Source organism: Rhodococcoides sp. S146-33 (assembly GCF_059489205.1).
In genome coordinates this window covers 1,286,692-1,304,528 of sequence record NZ_JCAJWY010000002.1, presented here as the reverse complement: position 1 = coordinate 1,304,528, position 17,837 = coordinate 1,286,692, and the positions used below count along the sequence as shown (strand labels likewise).

At 64.1% G+C, this 17,837-nt stretch carries 15 protein-coding genes; 6 read left to right on the top strand and 9 right to left on the bottom strand.

Translation table 11 applies throughout. The features are described from left to right. Positions 1-323 precede the first annotated feature (323 nt). Positions 324-866, bottom strand: a complete 543-nt coding sequence (locus AC5WEY_RS14645) for an Rv1476 family membrane protein (RefSeq protein WP_495646368.1) — start codon at positions 864-866, stop codon at positions 324-326. A 348-nt stretch (positions 867-1,214) separates the two neighbouring features. Between AC5WEY_RS14645 and AC5WEY_RS14640 the strand changes: the two genes are divergently transcribed. Continuing rightward, positions 1,215-4,025: an aconitate hydratase gene (locus AC5WEY_RS14640; RefSeq protein ID WP_495646367.1), complete on the top strand. Its 2,811-nt coding sequence runs from the start codon at positions 1,215-1,217 to the stop codon at positions 4,023-4,025. Positions 4,026-4,145: 120 nt separating this feature from the next. Continuing rightward, complete coding sequence (locus AC5WEY_RS14635) at positions 4,146-4,727, top strand: TetR/AcrR family transcriptional regulator (protein ID WP_495646366.1); 582 nt, start codon at positions 4,146-4,148, stop codon at positions 4,725-4,727. Here AC5WEY_RS14635 and AC5WEY_RS14630 read toward each other — a convergent pair. Next, positions 4,719-6,350: an ABC-F family ATP-binding cassette domain-containing protein gene (locus AC5WEY_RS14630; RefSeq protein WP_057478701.1), complete on the bottom strand. Its 1,632-nt coding sequence runs from the start codon at positions 6,348-6,350 to the stop codon at positions 4,719-4,721. The genes AC5WEY_RS14635 and AC5WEY_RS14630 overlap by 9 nt on opposite strands. Before the next feature lie 155 nt (positions 6,351-6,505). Here AC5WEY_RS14630 and AC5WEY_RS14625 point away from each other — a divergent pair, with 155 nt between their 5' ends. Genes AC5WEY_RS14625 through ku form a run of 3 tightly spaced genes read left to right on the top strand, consistent with a single transcriptional unit; the run spans position 6,506 to position 9,429 of the window. Then, positions 6,506-7,294 carry an SDR family oxidoreductase gene (locus AC5WEY_RS14625; RefSeq protein WP_495646365.1) on the top strand — a complete coding sequence of 263 codons (789 nt, stop codon included), beginning with the start codon at positions 6,506-6,508 and terminating at the stop codon, positions 7,292-7,294. Then, positions 7,291-8,436: a lycopene cyclase family protein gene (locus AC5WEY_RS14620; RefSeq protein ID WP_495646364.1), complete on the top strand. Its 1,146-nt coding sequence runs from the start codon at positions 7,291-7,293 to the stop codon at positions 8,434-8,436. Before AC5WEY_RS14625 ends, AC5WEY_RS14620 begins: the two co-directional genes overlap by 4 nt. A gap of 51 nt (positions 8,437-8,487) precedes the next feature. Beyond that, positions 8,488-9,429 carry a non-homologous end joining protein Ku gene (gene ku, locus AC5WEY_RS14615; RefSeq protein WP_057478698.1) on the top strand — a complete coding sequence of 314 codons (942 nt, stop codon included), beginning with the start codon at positions 8,488-8,490 and terminating at the stop codon, positions 9,427-9,429. A 21-nt stretch (positions 9,430-9,450) separates the two neighbouring features. Here ku and AC5WEY_RS14610 read toward each other — a convergent pair whose 3' ends face one another. The 7 genes from AC5WEY_RS14610 to AC5WEY_RS14580 are packed head-to-tail and all read right to left on the bottom strand — an operon-like array spanning position 9,451 to position 15,795. Next, complete coding sequence (locus AC5WEY_RS14610) at positions 9,451-9,828, bottom strand: metal-sulfur cluster assembly factor (protein ID WP_495646363.1); 378 nt, start codon at positions 9,826-9,828, stop codon at positions 9,451-9,453. After that, positions 9,825-10,322: a Fe-S cluster assembly sulfur transfer protein SufU gene (sufU, locus tag AC5WEY_RS14605; RefSeq protein ID WP_037189362.1), complete on the bottom strand. Its 498-nt coding sequence runs from the start codon at positions 10,320-10,322 to the stop codon at positions 9,825-9,827. Before sufU ends, AC5WEY_RS14610 begins: the two co-directional genes overlap by 4 nt. Then, complete coding sequence (locus tag AC5WEY_RS14600) at positions 10,323-11,621, bottom strand: cysteine desulfurase (RefSeq protein WP_495646362.1); 1,299 nt, start codon at positions 11,619-11,621, stop codon at positions 10,323-10,325. After that, positions 11,618-12,394 (bottom strand): Fe-S cluster assembly ATPase SufC, encoded by a 777-nt coding sequence (gene sufC, locus AC5WEY_RS14595; protein ID WP_495646361.1) that lies wholly within the window; start codon positions 12,392-12,394, stop codon positions 11,618-11,620. Before sufC ends, AC5WEY_RS14600 begins: the two co-directional genes overlap by 4 nt. Before the next feature lie 39 nt (positions 12,395-12,433). Further along, positions 12,434-13,624 (bottom strand): Fe-S cluster assembly protein SufD, encoded by a 1,191-nt coding sequence (gene sufD / locus AC5WEY_RS14590; protein WP_495646580.1) that lies wholly within the window; start codon positions 13,622-13,624, stop codon positions 12,434-12,436. 24 nt (positions 13,625-13,648) lie between these two features. Next, positions 13,649-15,094 carry a Fe-S cluster assembly protein SufB gene (gene sufB, locus AC5WEY_RS14585; protein ID WP_032398021.1) on the bottom strand — a complete coding sequence of 482 codons (1,446 nt, stop codon included), beginning with the start codon at positions 15,092-15,094 and terminating at the stop codon, positions 13,649-13,651. Further along, the gene (locus AC5WEY_RS14580) at positions 15,091-15,795 is read right to left on the bottom strand and encodes a helix-turn-helix transcriptional regulator (RefSeq protein ID WP_442971001.1); all 705 of its coding nucleotides are present in this window, start codon (positions 15,793-15,795) and stop codon (positions 15,091-15,093) included. The genes sufB and AC5WEY_RS14580 overlap by 4 nt, the downstream gene beginning before the upstream one ends. 415 nt (positions 15,796-16,210) lie before the next feature. On the opposite strand from AC5WEY_RS14580, the gene mptB reads away from it, so the two are divergent. Beyond that, the gene (gene mptB / locus AC5WEY_RS14575) at positions 16,211-17,812 is read left to right on the top strand and encodes a polyprenol phosphomannose-dependent alpha 1,6 mannosyltransferase MptB (protein ID WP_495646579.1); all 1,602 of its coding nucleotides are present in this window, start codon (positions 16,211-16,213) and stop codon (positions 17,810-17,812) included. The last annotated feature ends 25 nt before the right edge of the window (positions 17,813-17,837 follow it).

The following is a 17,837-nucleotide window of genomic DNA, read 5'->3' as shown; positions in this document are numbered from 1 at the left end:
GAAAGGAACACGCAGCGACACGACAGGTGCGAACCACGTCAGTCACACCCGAAGCAGTGGCCTCCCGCGTTCCCCACGGACGACACTCTGCCTTCTGCGACACTCCTTCCCCAGCAGTGCCAATGGCACCGTACGACACTTTGCACCCTAAAGAAACTCCAGTCACAAATGACACATTTGTAATTTCACCAGGCACAACGCCGTGAACTCGGTGTTTGCCGGAAACAATTTTTCCGACTTTTTCCTGCGGCGCGGCCGTCACGATCACGGCCGTATCCACGGTTCGGGCGTCGGTCACCCGAATGACGCGTCGACGCGTCGTGTCAGTTCTCGCCGGAGTCGCGATTCGCGCTCTCGGGCACCGTGGCCCGAGCCCGGAATCTGCGGGCCTTCACGACTGCAGTCAGAGTGGCAACAGCAGCGACGACAACGACGAGTCCACCGGTGAGCAGGCCCCACGGCGTCTGATCCTGGACGAGGGTGTCGACGAAATTGTCGGCCGCGACGATGTGGTTGCCGGTGTAGGTGCGGTCTTGACCGGCTTCGAGGGTCACCCGGCTGACGGAGTCGCTGAACGTGCCCACCTGCCCTGGGCTCAGAACCAGTACCGTGCCACCCTCGCGGGCACCGACTGCGGTGGCCAGGTCACGCAGTTGCGAGTCGTGGCGCGGTTCGTTCGGCACGATGACGATGCTCAGATCGATGCCGTGTTCTTCCGCGCGGGCCACAGCGGAGGACAACCCGGCTTCTTCGTCGGCGGGCGCACTGACGCCGGACTCGCGGACCGTGGCGACGATGCTGTCGACGTCCAGACCTGCCGGAATATCGGTGGCAAGTGGGGAAACGGCGTGTATCGGCTCAGGCATCTCTCGTCCAGTCGGTAGGAACCAGTCGCGTGAAACCCTACGTCACAGCGCTCGCGACACCGGGGAGGCCGGCACGTCCGGGGCAGTAACTGAGGCCAACCTTCATTGCGTCGCACGAAACAGTACGTGAGGATTGTGACGCGGGTCGTTCCGTCGGCATCCGCCGAGAAACGGACCCGCAGGTTTTCACAGGACAAGCGTACTGTTAGACTTCCATCGAGACACTGCACGAGCGTCCGCAGGCAATTCGCACCCCGGATGCCAAGGCCGAGACACACGGGCAGCGCCTCGCTTCAACCGTCGACACAGCCCCGTCGGCGGTGTGCCTCATAGACGAGTGGAGCTGAAGTGACCGCAAGTAATAACTCATTCGGTGCAAAGGGCACCCTCGAAGTCGGAGAGAACTCGTACGAGATCTTCCGGCTGTCGGCCTTGCCCGGTGCCGAGAAACTGCCCTACGCACTGAAGGTCCTCGCGGAGAACCTCCTTCGCACCGAGGACGGTGCCAACATCACCGCCGACCATATTCGCTCGATCGCGTCGTGGGATCCCTCGGCCGACCCGAGTATCGAAATTCAGTTCACCCCTGCACGTGTCATCATGCAGGACTTCACCGGCGTCCCGTGTGTCGTCGACCTCGCCACCATGCGTGAGGCCGTGACCACCCTCGGCGGCGACCCCAACAAGGTCAACCCCCTCTCCCCCGCCGACATGGTCATCGACCACTCGGTCATCCTCGACGTGTTCGGCCGCGCCGACGCACTCGAGCGCAACGTCGACCTCGAGTACGAGCGCAACGGCGAGCGTTACCAGTTCCTGCGTTGGGGCCAGGGCGCGTTCGACGACTTCAAGGTCGTCCCACCCGGCATGGGCATCGTGCACCAGGTCAACATCGAATACCTGGCACCGACCGTCATGACCCGCAAGGGCCAGGCGTACCCCGACACCTGTGTCGGCACCGACTCGCACACGACGATGGTCAACGGTCTCGGTGTACTCGGCTGGGGCGTCGGCGGAATCGAAGCCGAAGCAGCCATGCTCGGCCAGCCCGTGTCGATGCTGATTCCGCGTGTCGTCGGCTTCAAGCTCTCCGGCGAAATTCAGCCGGGCGTCACGGCGACCGACGTCGTTCTGACCGCCACCGAGATGCTGCGCAAGCACGGCGTCGTCGGAAAGTTCGTGGAGTTCTACGGTGAAGGCGTGGCCGAGGTTCCCCTCGCCAACCGCGCCACCCTCGGCAACATGAGCCCCGAATTCGGCTCCACGGCAGCCATTTTCCCGATCGACGAAGAAACGATCAACTACCTGCGCCTCACCGGCCGCAGCGACGAGCAGCTCGCTCTCGTCGAGGCGTACGCCAAAGAGCAGGGCATGTGGCACGACCCGAAGAACGAAGCCGTGTACTCCGAGTACATCGAGCTCGACCTCAACACGGTCGTTCCGTCCATCGCAGGCCCGAAGCGCCCGCAGGACCGAATCCTGTTGTCCGAGTCCAAGGTTGCGTTCCGCAAGGACATCCACAACTACGTCGAGGAGAACCACCCGGCGCACGAGGGTGACAGCAAGCTGGACGAGGCTCTCAACGAGTCGTTCCCGGCCAGCGATCCCGCATCGCTGAGCTTCGCGGAAGACGATGCAGTCGACGTACGGTCGGCGGCATACGGCTCCGAAGGCCGCCCGAGCAAGCCTGTTCGCGTCATCACCGACGAAGCGGGCGAATTCGTTCTCGACCACGGTGCCGTCGTGGTGGCAGGTATCACCTCCTGCACCAACACCTCGAACCCGTCGGTCATGCTGGGCGCAGCACTGCTCGCTCGCAACGCCGTCGAAAAGGGTCTGTCCACCAAGCCGTGGGTCAAGACCAACATGGCACCCGGTTCTCAGGTCGTCACCGACTACTACGAGAAGGCCGGCCTGTGGCCCTACCTCGAGAAGCTCGGCTACTTCCTGGGCGGCTACGGCTGCACCACGTGCATCGGCAACACCGGCCCGCTGCTCGAGCCGATCTCGAAGGCGATCAACGACAACGATCTCTCGGTCACCGCCGTGCTGTCGGGCAACCGCAACTTCGAGGGTCGCATCTCCCCCGACGTCAAGATGAACTACCTGGCCTCGCCGCCGCTGGTCATCGCCTACGGCCTCGCAGGCACGATGGACTTCGACTTCGAGACCGACGCACTCGGCAACGACCACGAAGGCAATCCGGTGTTCCTGAAGGACATCTGGCCGTCGTCGCAGGAAATCGAAGAGACGATCAAGTCCTCGATCAGCCGGGACATGTTCAGCAAGTCCTACGAGACGATCTTCGCCGGCGACAGCCGCTGGCAGAACCTGTCCACCCCCGAGGGCGACACGTTCGAGTGGGATCCCAAGTCGACGTACGTGCGCAAGCCTCCGTACTTCGACGGCATGACGATGGATCCGGCTCCGGTCGAGGACATCAAGGGTGCACGCGTGCTGGCCCTGCTCGGCGATTCGGTCACCACCGACCACATCAGCCCGGCAGGTCCTATCAAGGCGGGCACGCCGGCCGCGCAGTACCTCGATTCCCACGGGGTCGAGCGCAAGGACTACAACTCGCTCGGATCGCGCCGCGGTAACCACGAGGTCATGATTCGCGGAACCTTCGCGAACATCCGCCTCAAGAACCAGCTGCTCGACGACGTCTCGGGTGGCTACACCCGCGACTTCACCCTCGACGGTGGCCCGCAGTCGTTCATCTACGACGCGTCGCAGAACTACCAGAAGGCCGGTATTCCGCTGGTCGTGCTGGGCGGCAAGGAGTACGGATCGGGAAGCTCACGTGACTGGGCGGCCAAGGGCACCTCGCTCCTTGGCGTCAAGGCGGTCATCACCGAGTCGTTCGAGCGCATCCACCGCTCCAACCTCATCGGCATGGGCGTCGTTCCGCTGCAGTTCCCGGCAGGCGAGAGCGCAGCGTCGCTCAAGCTCGACGGAACCGAGACGTTCGATATCATCGGGGTCGAGAAGCTGAACGAGGGCACCACTCCGAAGACGATGGCTGTGACCGCGACCAAGGAAGATGGAACCAAGGTCGAGTTCGACGCAGTGGTCCGTATCGACACCCCCGGTGAAGCGGATTACTACCGCAACGGCGGAATCCTGCAGTACGTCCTGCGCAACATGATCAGAGGCTAGTCACACGGCACTGTAGACAGACGCCACGCACAGCGATGGGCCCGGAACTCGATACGTGTTTCGGGCCCATCGCCGTATCGGTACGGGCGACGCCTTCATCGAAAAGTAGGAGTTTCACACGTGCCCAAGGTCAGCGAAGACCACCTTGCCGCTCGCCGACGCGAAATTCTCGACGGTGCCCGCAAATGCTTCGGCGAGTTCGGCTACGAAGGTGCGACGGTGCGCCGCCTCGAGGAGGCGACGGGTCTTTCGCGCGGCGCTATCTTCCATCACTTCAAGGACAAGGACGGTCTCTTCCTCGCGTTGGCACAGGAGGACGCCGGGCGCATGGCCGAAGTCGCGGCCGCGCAGGGTCTGGTTCAGGTGATGCGCGACATGCTGGCCCAGCCGGAGCAGTTCGAGTGGCTCGGTACACGGCTCGAAATCACCCGACGACTGCGAACCGACGCCGACTTCCGAACCAGTTGGGCCGAGCGTTCGGCAGAGCTCACCGACGCAACCCTGGGCCGACTGGAACGGCAGAAATCCGCGGGAAAACTGCGAGACGACGTGCCGAACGACGTTCTCGCCGACTACCTGGACCTGGTTCTCGACGGACTCGTCGCCAGAATCGCGTCGGGCAACGGCGGGTCGAACCTATCGGCCATTCTCGATCTGGTCGAAGAATCGGTGCGTAAACGCGACCGACCCGAGTCACGCTAGCTGAATCAGTTCCAGGTAGTCCTGCGACCAGTGATCCTCGGTTCCGTCGGGAAGGAGGATCACTCGTTCGGGTGACAACGCCTCGGCGGCACCCGGATCGTGAGTCACCAGAACGACAGCACCCTTGTAACTGCGCAGTGCGTCGAGAACCTGCTCGCGTGAGATCGGATCGAGGTTGTTGGTCGGTTCGTCGAGTAGCAGAACGTTCGCAGCCGAAGACACCAGCCCGGCCAGCGCCAGACGCGTCTTCTCGCCGCCGGACAGCGTTCCTGCGGGCTGTTCGAGCTGGGGTCCGGTGAACATGAAGGCACCGAGTAGCGATCTGAGCTCCTGCTCGCCGGTGTCGGGTGCCGCATGCCGAATGTTCTCCCACACCGACGCCATGTCGTCGAGGGTGTCGTGCTCCTGGGCGAAGTAACCTACGCGCATGCCGTGGCCGGGTTCGATCTCTCCGGTGTCGGCCTTCTCGGTTCCGGCCAGAATGCGCAGCAGTGTCGTCTTACCGGCACCGTTGAGCCCGAGCACCACCACGCGGCTCCCCCGGTCGATCGCCAGATCGACGCCGGCAAAGATCTCCAGCGACCCGTACATCTTGGTCAAGTTCTTCGCCATCAACGGCGTCTTACCGCACGGCGCAGGCTCCGGGAAACGGATGTGGGCGACCTTGTCGGACACCCGCTCCGCGTCGAGGTTCGCCATCAGCTTGTCCGCTCGCTTCGCCATGTTCTGTGCCGCAACGGCTTTGGTTGCCTTGGCACCCATCTTGGCGGCCTGGACGCGCAGCGCACCCGCCTTCTTCTCCGCGTTCGCACGCTCGCGACGACGCCGCTGCTCGTCGGTGGCACGGGCGTCGAGGTACTTCTTCCAGTTCATGTTGTAGATGTCGGCCTCACCGCGCACGGCGTCGAGGAACCACACCCTGTTCACGACATCACCGAGCAGTTCGACATCGTGACTGATCACGATGAGTCCACCCTCGTGGTTCTGCAGGAAACTGCGCAGCCAGGTGATGGAATCGGCGTCGAGGTGGTTGGTGGGCTCGTCGAGCAGCAACGTGGTGTTCGAGCGTCCGCCACTGCCGTCGGACGCGGCGAACAGAATACGAGCGAGCTCGACACGTCGGCGCTGACCACCGGACAGGGTCCGCAGCGGTTGACCGAGGATGCGATCGGCCAAGCCCAAGCTGTTGCAGATGCGGGCCGCTTCGCTCTCGGCTTCGTAGCCGCCGAGGGACGCGAACCGTTCCTCGAGTTCGCCGTACTTGCGGACGGCTTTGTCGAGCAACGCCTCGTCGGCCACCTCCGCCATCAGCGCCTGCTGCTTCTCCATACTGTGCAGCAGGGTGTCGAGGCCGCGGGCCGAAAGCACTCGGTCCTTGGCCAACACGTCGAGGTCGCCCTCTTTGGGATCCTGCGGCAGATACCCGAGGTCGCCCGTGCGCACGACCTCCCCTGCATAGGGCTCGCCCTCGCCGGCCAAAATCCGCAGAGTGGTGGTCTTGCCCGCCCCGTTGCGACCCACCAGACCGATGCGGTCGCCTGCCTGTACACGGAGCGCGGGCCCCTCGGTGGACAGAAGGGTCCGCACACCGGCACGAACTTCCAGGTCGGTGGCGGTGATCACGCGTGAGCTCCTAGAGATTGCCGAACAAGATCGTTGCCCGTCGACCGACGAGCGAACGCAGGTGCGCCGAACGACGGCACAGCAAACCCCCATTTTAGCTCAGCATTCACGTGCCCTCACCCAGGAACGACGGTGACACCGGTAACGTCTGGTCGATGACCGACGCCTCCGAAACAGTCTCCCAACGCAGCGCACCGATTGCCGACCTCACCGGGCGTACCGCACTTGTCACCGGTGGCAGCCGGGGCATCGGTAAGGCAATCGCGGCAGAGCTGCTCTCTCGCGGCGCCAATGTCGCGATCACCGCACGGAAGCGCGAGCCTCTCGTGGCGGCCGCAGCAGAACTGGGTGACTCGGTGCTCGCACTGGACGGTAATGCCGGCGATCCGGAACATCGACGCAGCGCAGTAGCTCAGACCATCGAAACTTTCGGTTCGCTGGACATTCTCGTGAACAACACAGGCATCAACCCTGTCTACGGCTCCTTGATGGATGCCGATCTGACCGGCGTGAGCAAGCTGTTCGATACGAACGTCGTGGGCACCCTCGGCTTCGTCCAGCAGGCATTTCACGCCTGGATGGGTCAGCACGGCGGCGCGATCGTCAACATCGCCAGCGTGGCAGGCATTCGGTCCACCGGCGTGATCGCCGCTTACGGTGCGTCCAAAGCCGCCCTGATCCGGCTCACCGAGGAGCTCGCCTGGCAACTGGGCCCCAAGATTCGTGTCAACGCAGTGGCACCGGGCGTCGTCAAGACCAAATTCGCCGAGGCACTCGTCGCGAACGGTGAAGACGCGGCGGCCGCCGGCTACCCGATGAAGCGTCTGGGAAATCCGGAGGATGTGGCCGCGCTGGTCGCCTTCCTCGTGTCGGACGCGTCGTCCTGGATCACAGGCGAAACCGTGCGGGTGGACGGTGGTCTACTCGCCACCGGCGGAATGTGAACGACTTCTCGGCCGATGTCGCGGTAGTGGGTCTGGGTCCCGCGGGTAGGGCACTTGCTCATCGCTGTTCCGCGGCCGGCCTCGACGTGCTGGCCCTCGATCCACACCCGTCGCGCACCTGGACACCGACGTATTCGGCCTGGGCGGACGAATTGCCCTCGTGGTTGCCCGAGACTGCAGTCGCCTCGACTGCGCAGAAGCCTGCGGTGTGGACCGATCACCATCGGATCATCGACCGAACGTATTGCGTCCTGGACACACCCGCACTGCAAGCGACCCTGTCTCTCGACCGCGCGCGAGTGCTGGCCGGGACGGCCGTCGATGTTACCGGTTCTCGCGTGACCACGTCCGACGGCACCATCGTCGATGCTCGGCACGTCGTCGACGCCCGCGGAACGCTCGTTTCGTACGACCTGGCACAGCAGACGGCATACGGCATCGTCGTCGAAAGGGACCGCGCCGAACCGATCCTCGAAGGATCCGACGCATGGTTCATGGATTGGCGCACCGATAACGGGGCCCGGCCCGGCGAGGCTCCGAGCTTTCTCTACGCCGTAGCTCTCGACGACGATCGAATCCTGCTCGAGGAGACCTGCCTGGTCGGCCGACCTGCGCTCGGCCTGGACGTTCTCCGTACGCGATTGCACCACAGGCTGTGCCAGCGAAATCTGGAACCCACCGGGCACGAGGCTGTCGAGCGAGTGCGATTCTCGGTCGAACCGCCACCGCGTTCGCGTTCGAGCACCGGACGAGGAGGTCCTGTGCTCTTCGGATCCCGGTCCAACCTGATGCACCCCGCCACTGGCTACAGCGTTGCGGCATCGCTGGCTTCCGCGGACCATCTGGTCGAGAGGTTCCGCGGCGGCGGTCGTCCGCGAGGAAACCGTATGGTGCACATCTGGACGGTCCAGAAGCTTCGCAATCTCGGCCTGCGCACGGCGCTGAGTCTGGAACCGGAGATGGTGCCCCAGTTCTTCTCAAGTTTCTTTTCGCTCCCGGTCGAACTGCAGCGTTCCTATCTCTCCGGCCACGACGACGCCCTGGGGACGATGACCGCGATGCTGAAGATGTTTCCGACGCTCCCGTCATCGGCCAGGCTCGCGATCGCGCGCACGATAGTGCGCACTCCGGGCCGCGGCTGAGTTTCTCGCCAACGGTCGACACGCGGGCGCCCGGTCGGGGATCATGGACAGATGCGCAGCATTTGGAAGGGCTCGATCGCCTTCGGACTGGTCAATGTTCCGGTGAAGGTCTACTCGGCCACCGAGCAGCACGACATTCGGTTTCATCAGGTGCACGCGAAGGACGGCGGTCGCATCAAGTACGACCGGATCTGTCAGGAATGCGGCAAGTCGGTGCAGTTCGCCGACATCGACAAGGCGTACGACTCCCCCGACGGCGAACGCGTCATTCTCACCGACGACGACTTCGACAAGCTGCCTGCGGCAGAGAAACACGAAATTCCGGTTCTCGAATTCGTACCCACCGAGCAGATCGATCCGATCCTCTACGACAAGAGCTACTTCCTCGAGCCGGACTCCGCGTCACCGAAGGCGTACGTTCTGCTGCGCGAGACTCTCGAAGAAACCGAGCGCACCGCGCTGGTGCATTTCACTCTGCGGCAGAAAACCCGTCTGGCCGCACTGCGCGTGCGCGACGACGTGCTGGTGATCCAGACTTTGCTGTGGCCGGATGAAGTCCGGGCTGCGGAATTTCCTTCGCTCGAGGACGCGCCGTCCGCGCGTCCGCAGGAAGTGAAGATGGCGACGTCCCTGGTGGAAAGCATGTCCTCGGAATTCGATCCGACCGAGTACACGGACGACTACCAGATCGAGCTGCGCAAGCTGATCGACGAGACGCTCGCCAACGGCGGTGAAAAGGTCATCCATACCGAGACGGAAAAAGACGACGACGGCGAGGATGCCGAGGTGGTCGACCTCGTGGCCGCTTTGCAGCGGAGCGTGGAGGCGGCCGGCAAGAACGCGAAGTCCGGGTCTGCCACATCTGCTCCGGCGAAGAAGGCACCCGCCAAGAAAGCTGCTGCGAAGAAGGCCCCGGCCAAGAAGGCAGCGGCCAAGAAGTCGACCCCCGCCAAGTCCGCAGACTCCAAAGCCGATGAAGCGAAAGGTGCGTGAGGGGGCCGACTCGTCAGTGGGTCAGACGGTGAAGCCGAGGGCCCTGAGCTGCTCGCGACCGTCGTCGGTGATCTTGTCCGGGCCCCACGGCGGCATCCACACCCAGTTGATCTTCAGGTCGGCGGCCAATCCGCTGCGCACGAGCGCGCCGCGGGCCTGATCCTCGATGACGTCGGTCAGCGGGCACGCTGCCGAGGTGAGCGTCATGTCGACCGTGACGATGTCGTCGGCGTCGATCTTGATGTCGTACACCAGCCCGAGGTCGACGACATTGATTCCGAGCTCGGGGTCGACGACGTCGCGCATCGCTTCTTCGAGATCCTCGAGCACCTTGATCTCGTCGGCGGTCAATGCCACCGGCGTGGCTTCGGACGGCGTCGTTTCTGTTGCTTCGGTCATGATTGCTGTCCTCCGGAAAGTGCCGACTGGGCGGTCCCGCCCGTCGTAGCTGTCGAATCTGCGTCCACTACTTGAACAACTGCGTCCTTGAAAGCCATCCAACCCAGCAATGCGCACTTCACGCGAGCCGGATACTTGGCAACACCAGCGAACGCAATGCCGTCGCCGATGACGTCCTCGTCACCCTCGACGGTACCTCTGCTGCCGACCATGTCGCTGAATGCATCGACCGTCTTCAGCGCATCGGCGACGCTCAGGCCGACGACCTGATCGGTGAGAACGGACGTCGCTGCCTGACTGATCGAGCAACCCTGGCCGTCGTACGACACGTCTGCGACGGCGCCGTCCTCTATCTGCACGCGCAGGGTGACCTCGTCGCCGCAGGTGGGGTTGACGTGGTGTACCTCCGCACCGAACGGCTCGCGCAATCCGCGACCGTGTGGGTGCTTGTAGTGATCGAGGATCACTTCCTGATACATCTGTTCCATTCGCATCTAGAGTTCTCCTCCCCCGTCGGCCTGCGTGGTACCGAAGAACGACTGCGCACGGCGAATTGCGTTCGCCAGTACGTGCACTTCTTCGACGGTGTTGTACAACGCAAAAGATGCCCGCGCGGTCGCGGCTACGCCGAAACGGCGATGCAGCGGCCATGCACAGTGATGCCCGACGCGAATGGCGACGCCCTCGTCGTCCAGGATTTGACCGAGGTCATGGGCGTGAATGCCGTCCACCACGAACGAGACCGCAGAACCACGGTCGACGTTCTCGGTGGGGCCGATCACGCGCACTCCGTCGATCTTTGCGAACTCTGCGAGAGTTGCTGCGACCAAAGCCTTTTCGTGCGCGGCAATGACGTCGATACCGATGTTCTCCAGGTACCGCACAGCGGCACCCAGTCCCACGACCTGCGACGTCATGGGCACTCCGGCCTCGAACCGTTGCGGAGGCGGTGCGAAGGTCGTCTTCTCCATGGTGACGGTCTCGATCATCGACCCGCCGGTGATGAACGGCGGCATCGAATCGAGCAGTGCAGCCTTGCCGTACAGCACGCCCACGCCGGAGGGGCCGAGCATCTTGTGCCCGGAGAACGCGGCGTAGTCGACATCGAGCGCGTGGAAATCGACCTTCATGTGCGGCACCGACTGGCATGCGTCGAGCACGACCAGCGCACCGACCGCCCGGGCCCGACGCACCAATTCTGCGACCGGAGCGACAGCACCGGTCACGTTGGATTGGTGCGTGAACGCGAGAACCTTGACGGCCGAGGACAATTCGAGCGAATCGAGGTCGATCCGGCCGTCGTCCGTCACGCCGTACCACCGCAGTGTTGCGCCGGTACGGGCCGCAAGCTCTTGCCAGGGAACGAGATTGGCGTGATGCTCGAGCTCGGTGACGACGATTTCGTCCCCGGGGCCGAGATGGCGATCGAAGCGCTGATCGGCCAAGACGTACGTCACGAGGTTGAGCGACTCGGTCGCGTTCTTCGTGAACACGATCTCGTCGACATACGCACCGACGAACGCGGCGATGGCCGCCCTGGCTCCCTCGTACGCATCGGTGGCCTCCTCGGCCAGCTGATGCGCACCGCGGTGCACTGCGGCGTTACAAGTGGTGAGGAATTCGCGTTCGGCGTCGAGCACCTGCACCGGACGCTGCGAGGTGGCACCGGAGTCCAGGTACACCAACGGCTTTCCGTCACGGACGGTGCGCGAAAGGATGGGGAAATCGCGGCGAACGGCGGCGACATCGAACGATGCCGCGACCGCCACAGCTGCCGGTGCAGCCACGCTCATGCTCCGGTAGTCGCGGCCTGGGTGTAGCCGGCGTAACCGTTGGCCTCGAGCTCGTCGGCCAGCTCGGCACCGCCGGACTTGACGATCTCACCGTTGACGAACACGTGCACGAAATCGGGCTTGATGTAGCGCAGGATGCGGGTGTAGTGCGTGATCAGCAGCACTCCACCGTCTTCGCGCTCCTTGTACTTGTTGACGCCCTCGGACACCACGCGCAGTGCGTCGACGTCGAGACCGGAATCGGTCTCGTCGAGGATGGCGATCTTGGGCTTGAGCAGTCCCAGCTGCAGGATCTCGTGACGCTTCTTCTCGCCACCGGAGAAACCTTCGTTGACGTTGCGCTCGAGGAAGTTGGGCTCGATTTCCAGTTCGCTCATCGCGGTCTTGGCTTCCTTGACCCAGTGCCGCAGCTTCGGGGCCTCGCCGCGCACTGCGGTGGCAGCGGTGCGCAGGAAGTTCGACATCGACACGCCGGGCACCTCCACCGGGTACTGCATCGCCAGGAACAGGCCGGCGCGGGCGCGCTCGTCGACGCTCATCTCGAGCACGTCTTCACCGTCGAGGGTGATGGTGCCGGAGGTGACGGTGTATTTCGGATGGCCTGCAATGGCGTACGACAAGGTGGACTTGCCGGAACCGTTGGGGCCCATGATCGCGTGTGTCTCGCCGGACTTCACGGTCAGATCGACACCCTTGAGGATGTTGATCGGCTCGGCGGACGAATCGGTGTTGGCGACGCTGACGTGCAGGTCGCGGATTTCGAGTGTGGACATCAAAGTTCCTTTGTGCAGTCGAGAAAGGTTCGGGTGGACCTACGCGCCGGCGACGGCGAGTTCGGTCTCGATAGCGGCGTCCAGACGCTCGCGTACGGCGGGGACCGGAATCTTGTCGATGATCTCGTGGAAGAAGCCGCGGACGACGAGTCGACGAGCAACCTCCTCCGAGATGCCACGAGCGCGCAGGTAGAACAGCTGCTCGTCGTCGAAACGGCCGGTGGCGCTGGCGTGGCCTGCTCCGACGATCTCGCCTGTTTCGATCTCGAGGTTCGGTACCGAGTCGGCGCGAGCGCCGTCCGTGAGCACGAGGTTTCGGTTCAGCTCGTACGTCTCGGTGCCCTCGGCCTCGGCTCGAATCAGAACATCTCCGATCCATACCGTGTGCGCGTCGACGGTTCCGGGTCCGGTTTCGCCCTGCAGCGCACCCTTGTACATCACGTTCGACTTGCAGTGCGGTGCCGAATGGTCGACGAGCAGTCGCTGCTCGAGATGCTGGCCGGCATCGGCGAAGTACACACCGAGCAGGTCCGCGTCGCCGCCGGGCGCGCTGTAGCGCACGGTCGGGCTGATGCGGACCAGATCGCCGCCGAGGCTGACGTTGTAGTGCCGCAACACAGAATCGCGACCGAGCAGCGCGTGATGCGCAGCCACGTGCACGGCGTCGGACTGCCAGTCCTGGATCAGGACGACATGCATTTGCGAGCTGTCACCGAGAACGAACTCGATGTTCTCGGCGTACGTTCCGCTTCCGCGCTGATCGATGACGACGGTCGCGCGAGCGAACGTGCCGAGCACTATCTGGACGTGTCCGTACGCAACGCGGTCCGCGCCGGGGCCGTCGATGGTGATCTCGATGGGATCGCTCACCTCGACCTCGTTCGGCACGGTGACGACCGTCGCCTCGGAGAAAGCCGAGAATGCCTGAGCTGCAATACGATCGGCCGGCACTCCGGCCTTGCCGAGGCGCTCGTCATCGCGTCCGACAGTTTCCACGACCACCGAGTCCGACGCCCCGACGGTGACCTTCGCGGCCCCGTCGGCGACGGCGGAACCGTCGTGCAGTCCGCGAAGTCGGCGCAGCGGCGAGAAGCGCCACAGCTCGTCGCGGCCCGACGGAACCTCGAACGCGTTCACGTCGTACGACGTGAACTGAGCGCCCTTGTTCGCGACGAGCTTGGACTTGTCTTCCTTGGCGGAATCGGGGTTCTCGGATGCGACAGCACCCATCACTCCGGTGAGAGGGTTGTTCACTTATCCGACCGACCCTTCCATCTGCAGCTCGATGAGCCGGTTGAGCTCGAGCGCGTATTCCATCGGCAGCTCGCGAGCGATCGGCTCGACGAATCCGCGGACGACCATAGCCATCGCCTCGTCCTCGGTCATGCCGCGGCTCATCAGGTAGAACAGCTGATCGTCGCTGACCTTCGAGACGGTGGCCTCGTGCCCCATCGACACGTCGTCCTCACGGATGTCGACGTACGGGTAGGTGTCGGACCGACTGATCGTGTCGACGAGCAGCGCGTCGCACTTGACGGTCGAGCGGGAGCCGTGCGCGCCTTTGTTGATCTGGATCAATCCGCGGTAGGACGTCCGTCCACCGCCACGGGCGACGGACTTGCTGACGATGTTCGACGACGTGTGCGGCGCGAGGTGCAGCATCTTCGAGCCGGTGTCCTGGTGCTGGTCCGGGCCGGCGAACGCGACCGAGAGAACCTCGCCCTTCGCGTATTCGCCGGTCATCCATACAGCCGGGTACTTCATCGTGACCTTGGAGCCGATGTTGCCGTCGACCCACTCCATCGTTGCGCCTGCTTCTGCCTTGGCGCGCTTGGTGACCAGGTTGTAGACGTTGTTCGACCAGTTCTGAATGGTCGTGTAGCGGCAACGACCACCCTTCTTGACGATGATCTCGACGACGGCGGAGTGCAGCGAATCCGACTTGTAGATCGGCGCGGTGCAGCCCTCGACGTAGTGCACGTAGGCACCCTCGTCGACGATGATCAGCGTGCGCTCGAACTGACCCATGTTCTCGGTGTTGATCCGGAAGTAGGCCTGCAGCGGGATGTCCACGTGGACGCCCGGCGGGATGTAGATGAACGATCCACCGGACCACACCGCGGTGTTCAGCGCGGAGAACTTGTTGTCGCCCGCGGGAATGACGGTGCCGAAGTACTCGCGGAACAGCTCGGGCTGCTCCTTCAGCGCGGTGTCGGTGTCGAGGAACAACACGCCCTGCGCTTCGAGGTCCTCACGGATCGAGTGGTAGACGACCTCGGACTCGTACTGGGCAGCGACACCGGAGACCAGGCGCTGCTTCTCGGCTTCGGGGATGCCGAGCTTGTCGTACGTGTTCTTGATGTCCTCGGGCAGGTCTTCCCACGTCGCAGCCTGCTTCTCACTGGAGCGCACGAAGTACTTGATGTTGTCGAAGTCGATGCCATCGAGGTCGGATCCCCAATTGGGCATCGGCTTGCGCTCGAACGTCTTGAGAGCCTTGAGGCGCGCCTCGAGCATCCATTCGGGCTCGCTCTTCTTCTGCGAGATGTCCCGAACAACGGCCTCGGAGAGACCTCTCTTGGCGCTTTCACCGGCTACGTCCGAGTCGGCCCAGCCGTATCCGTACGTGCCGAGCGAGGCGATGGTCTCGTCCTGAGTCAGCGGCGCGGTGGGTGTCACCTGGTCTGGTGTGACGGTCATGCGAGCTCCTTCCGGAGGCGTGGGCGTTCTCCGACACGGGGCTGCGCGTCGGGAGTCTTCTTGTCGGAACTATCGGTATTCGAGTACCGCGTCGGTGACAGCGGTACGTGCGTCGTGCACGCGCAATTGCCGTTGGCGATGGTTGCCAAACGCTGCACGTGTGTGCCGAGGATCTCGGCGAACGCGGTCTGTTCCGCTTCGCACAGCTCTGGAAACTCCGAGGCGACGTGCGATACCGGGCAGTGGTGCTGGCAGATCTGGACGCCGTTACCCACCTGACGCGTGGTCGCGGAGAAACCGGCCGCACTGAAGGCGTCGGCGATTCGCTCCGCCGCATCCTCCACGGAGTGTGCGTCGGACCCCGACGCCGGTTCGACGTCGGCCACGATCGTGTTCACGCGTTGCCGGGCGAACGTTTCGATGGCCGCGTCCCCGCCGATCTTGCGAAGTTGCCGCATGGCGGCACCGGCGAGATCGTCGTAGGTGTGGCCGAGGCGGTTACGTCCGGCGGCCGTCAGCTGAAAGTACTTGGCCGGTCGACCGCGGCCACGCTGACGCGCCCCTGCCGGGGTGGTGATGCGAGCCTCGCCTGCATCGATGAGCGCATCGAGATGACGTCGAACCCCTGCCGCGCTCAATCCCAGCCGCGTGCCGATGTCCGAGGCCGTGATGGGGCCCTCTTCCAGCAGTAGAGTGACCACCGCACCCCTGGTCTGTCCTTCGGGGAGCGAGGGCTGTCGAACCGACGGCGCGCCTGCGCCGGCGGTCGAGGAATCGACACTCCCCGGACGCGCGAACGTGCTTTCGGTTGTTTTCACAACACCAGTGTGACGGAATTGTTTTGCCTGGTCCACCAAGGGCACCCTATGACGGTCGCGATGTTCGTCCCATCTCGGTCGGGAGGACGGTGCGGGCGTCGGACAGTGGCACAGCTACGCTCGCATCGTGTCATCGACCGACAGTGAGCAGAGTTCCGACCGCTCACGTTTCACGGGCAGAGGCCGCCGGCCGACCGACACCGACGACTCCGGATCAGCGCTCGGACAGGTTCTTCACCGATACGCCGTCGCCCCCGCACGACGAGTCTTCGGACTCGAACCCACTCCGCCGGGTGGCGTGGTGGCCACCTTGCACGGAGACGAGCCGGAAGCGCCCGGGCTGAATCCGGAGGAGACGGTTCAGCTCCGCAACATTCGTCGGTTCGGTGCGGCGGGCGCGCTGCTGATGACGATCGGTGCCCTCGGTGCCGGAGCGCAACCGGTGCTGCAGAATCCCGTTGCCGGAGTTCGATTCCTGAGCCTGCCGTCCCGCATGGCCAGCTCCGCGCTGACGGTGACCATGACCGGCACCGTCATCGTGGTGATCGCCTGGTTGCTACTGGGCAGGTTCGCCCTGGGTCGAACGCGATCCGGAAACATCCCACGGCGACTCACCAGATCGCAGATGGACCGCACGCTGCTGCTGTGGATTCTGCCGCTGTGTGTTGCGCCACCCATGTTCTCGCGTGACGTGTACTCGTATCTGGCGCAGAGCGAGATCACCGCGCGCGGACTCGACCCCTACGAAGTCGGCCCCCAAACGGCGCTCGGTGCGGACAACGTGCTGACCCGAACCGTTCCCAACATCTGGCGTGAAACTCCGGCACCCTATGGTCCGCTGTTTCTGTGGATGGGCCGCGGGATCACCTACCTGACCGGCGAGAACATTGTTGCCGGCATCTTTCTGCATCGCCTTCTCGCGCTGGCGGGAGTCGCGCTGATCGTCTGGGCTCTACCGCGTCTGGCCCGACGCTGCGGGGTTGCCTCGGTCAGTGCGCTCTGGCTCGGTGCCGCGAACCCGCTGTTGCTGTTCCATCTCGTGGCCGGAATTCACAACGAGGCCCTGATGATCGGGCTCATGCTCGCGGGTACCGAGCTTGCACTGCGGGGTATCGAACGCTCGGGAGCGATGCTGAGGACCGACGTCGCATTCCTGGTGGGCGGAGCGGCATTGATCGCGCTGTCGTCGACGATCAAGATCCCGTCTCTGATCGCGCTCGGATTCGTCGGAATGGCGCTGTCGAGGCGATGGGGCGGGACCCTCCGCTCCGTGGTGTACGTCGCAGTCCTTCTCGGCACGATTGCCGTCGTGGTCCAAGTCGCGGTCAGTCTCGGTAGCGGACTCGGATTCGGGTGGATCAACACTCTGGGCACGGCCGGCGTCGTGCGCAGCTGGATGTCGATCCCGACCATCCTGGGCTTGGGCACCGGATTCGTGGGAGTTCTGCTCGGCCTCGGCGACCACACCACCGCCGTGCTGGGTCTCACTCGTCCGATCGCGGCCGTAGTGGCCGCCGTCATCGTCGTCCGCATGCTGGTCGCGGTTCTGCGTGGGCGCCTGCATCCGGTCGGAGCACTCGGCGTTGCGCTGGGCGCGGTCGTACTGCTTTTTCCGGTGGTTCAACCCTGGTACTTGCTGTGGGCGGTCATTCCGCTGGCAGCGTGGGCCACGACGCCGTCGTTCCGGCGGCCCGCGATCGCTTTCTCGTCTCTGGTCAGCGTCATCCTGATGCCCAACGGCAGTGAATACCTGCCCTTTCAGATCGTGCAGGCCGCGGTGATGACGATCCTGACCATCGCAGTGTTGTATTTGCTGACACGAAACCGTATGCCGTGGCCCACACGCACCGGACCGCCGGCACGCGACCGGAGTGCCGACGAATACGCTGAACCCTCGTGATCCCCGGTACGTCCACAGCGGCGCA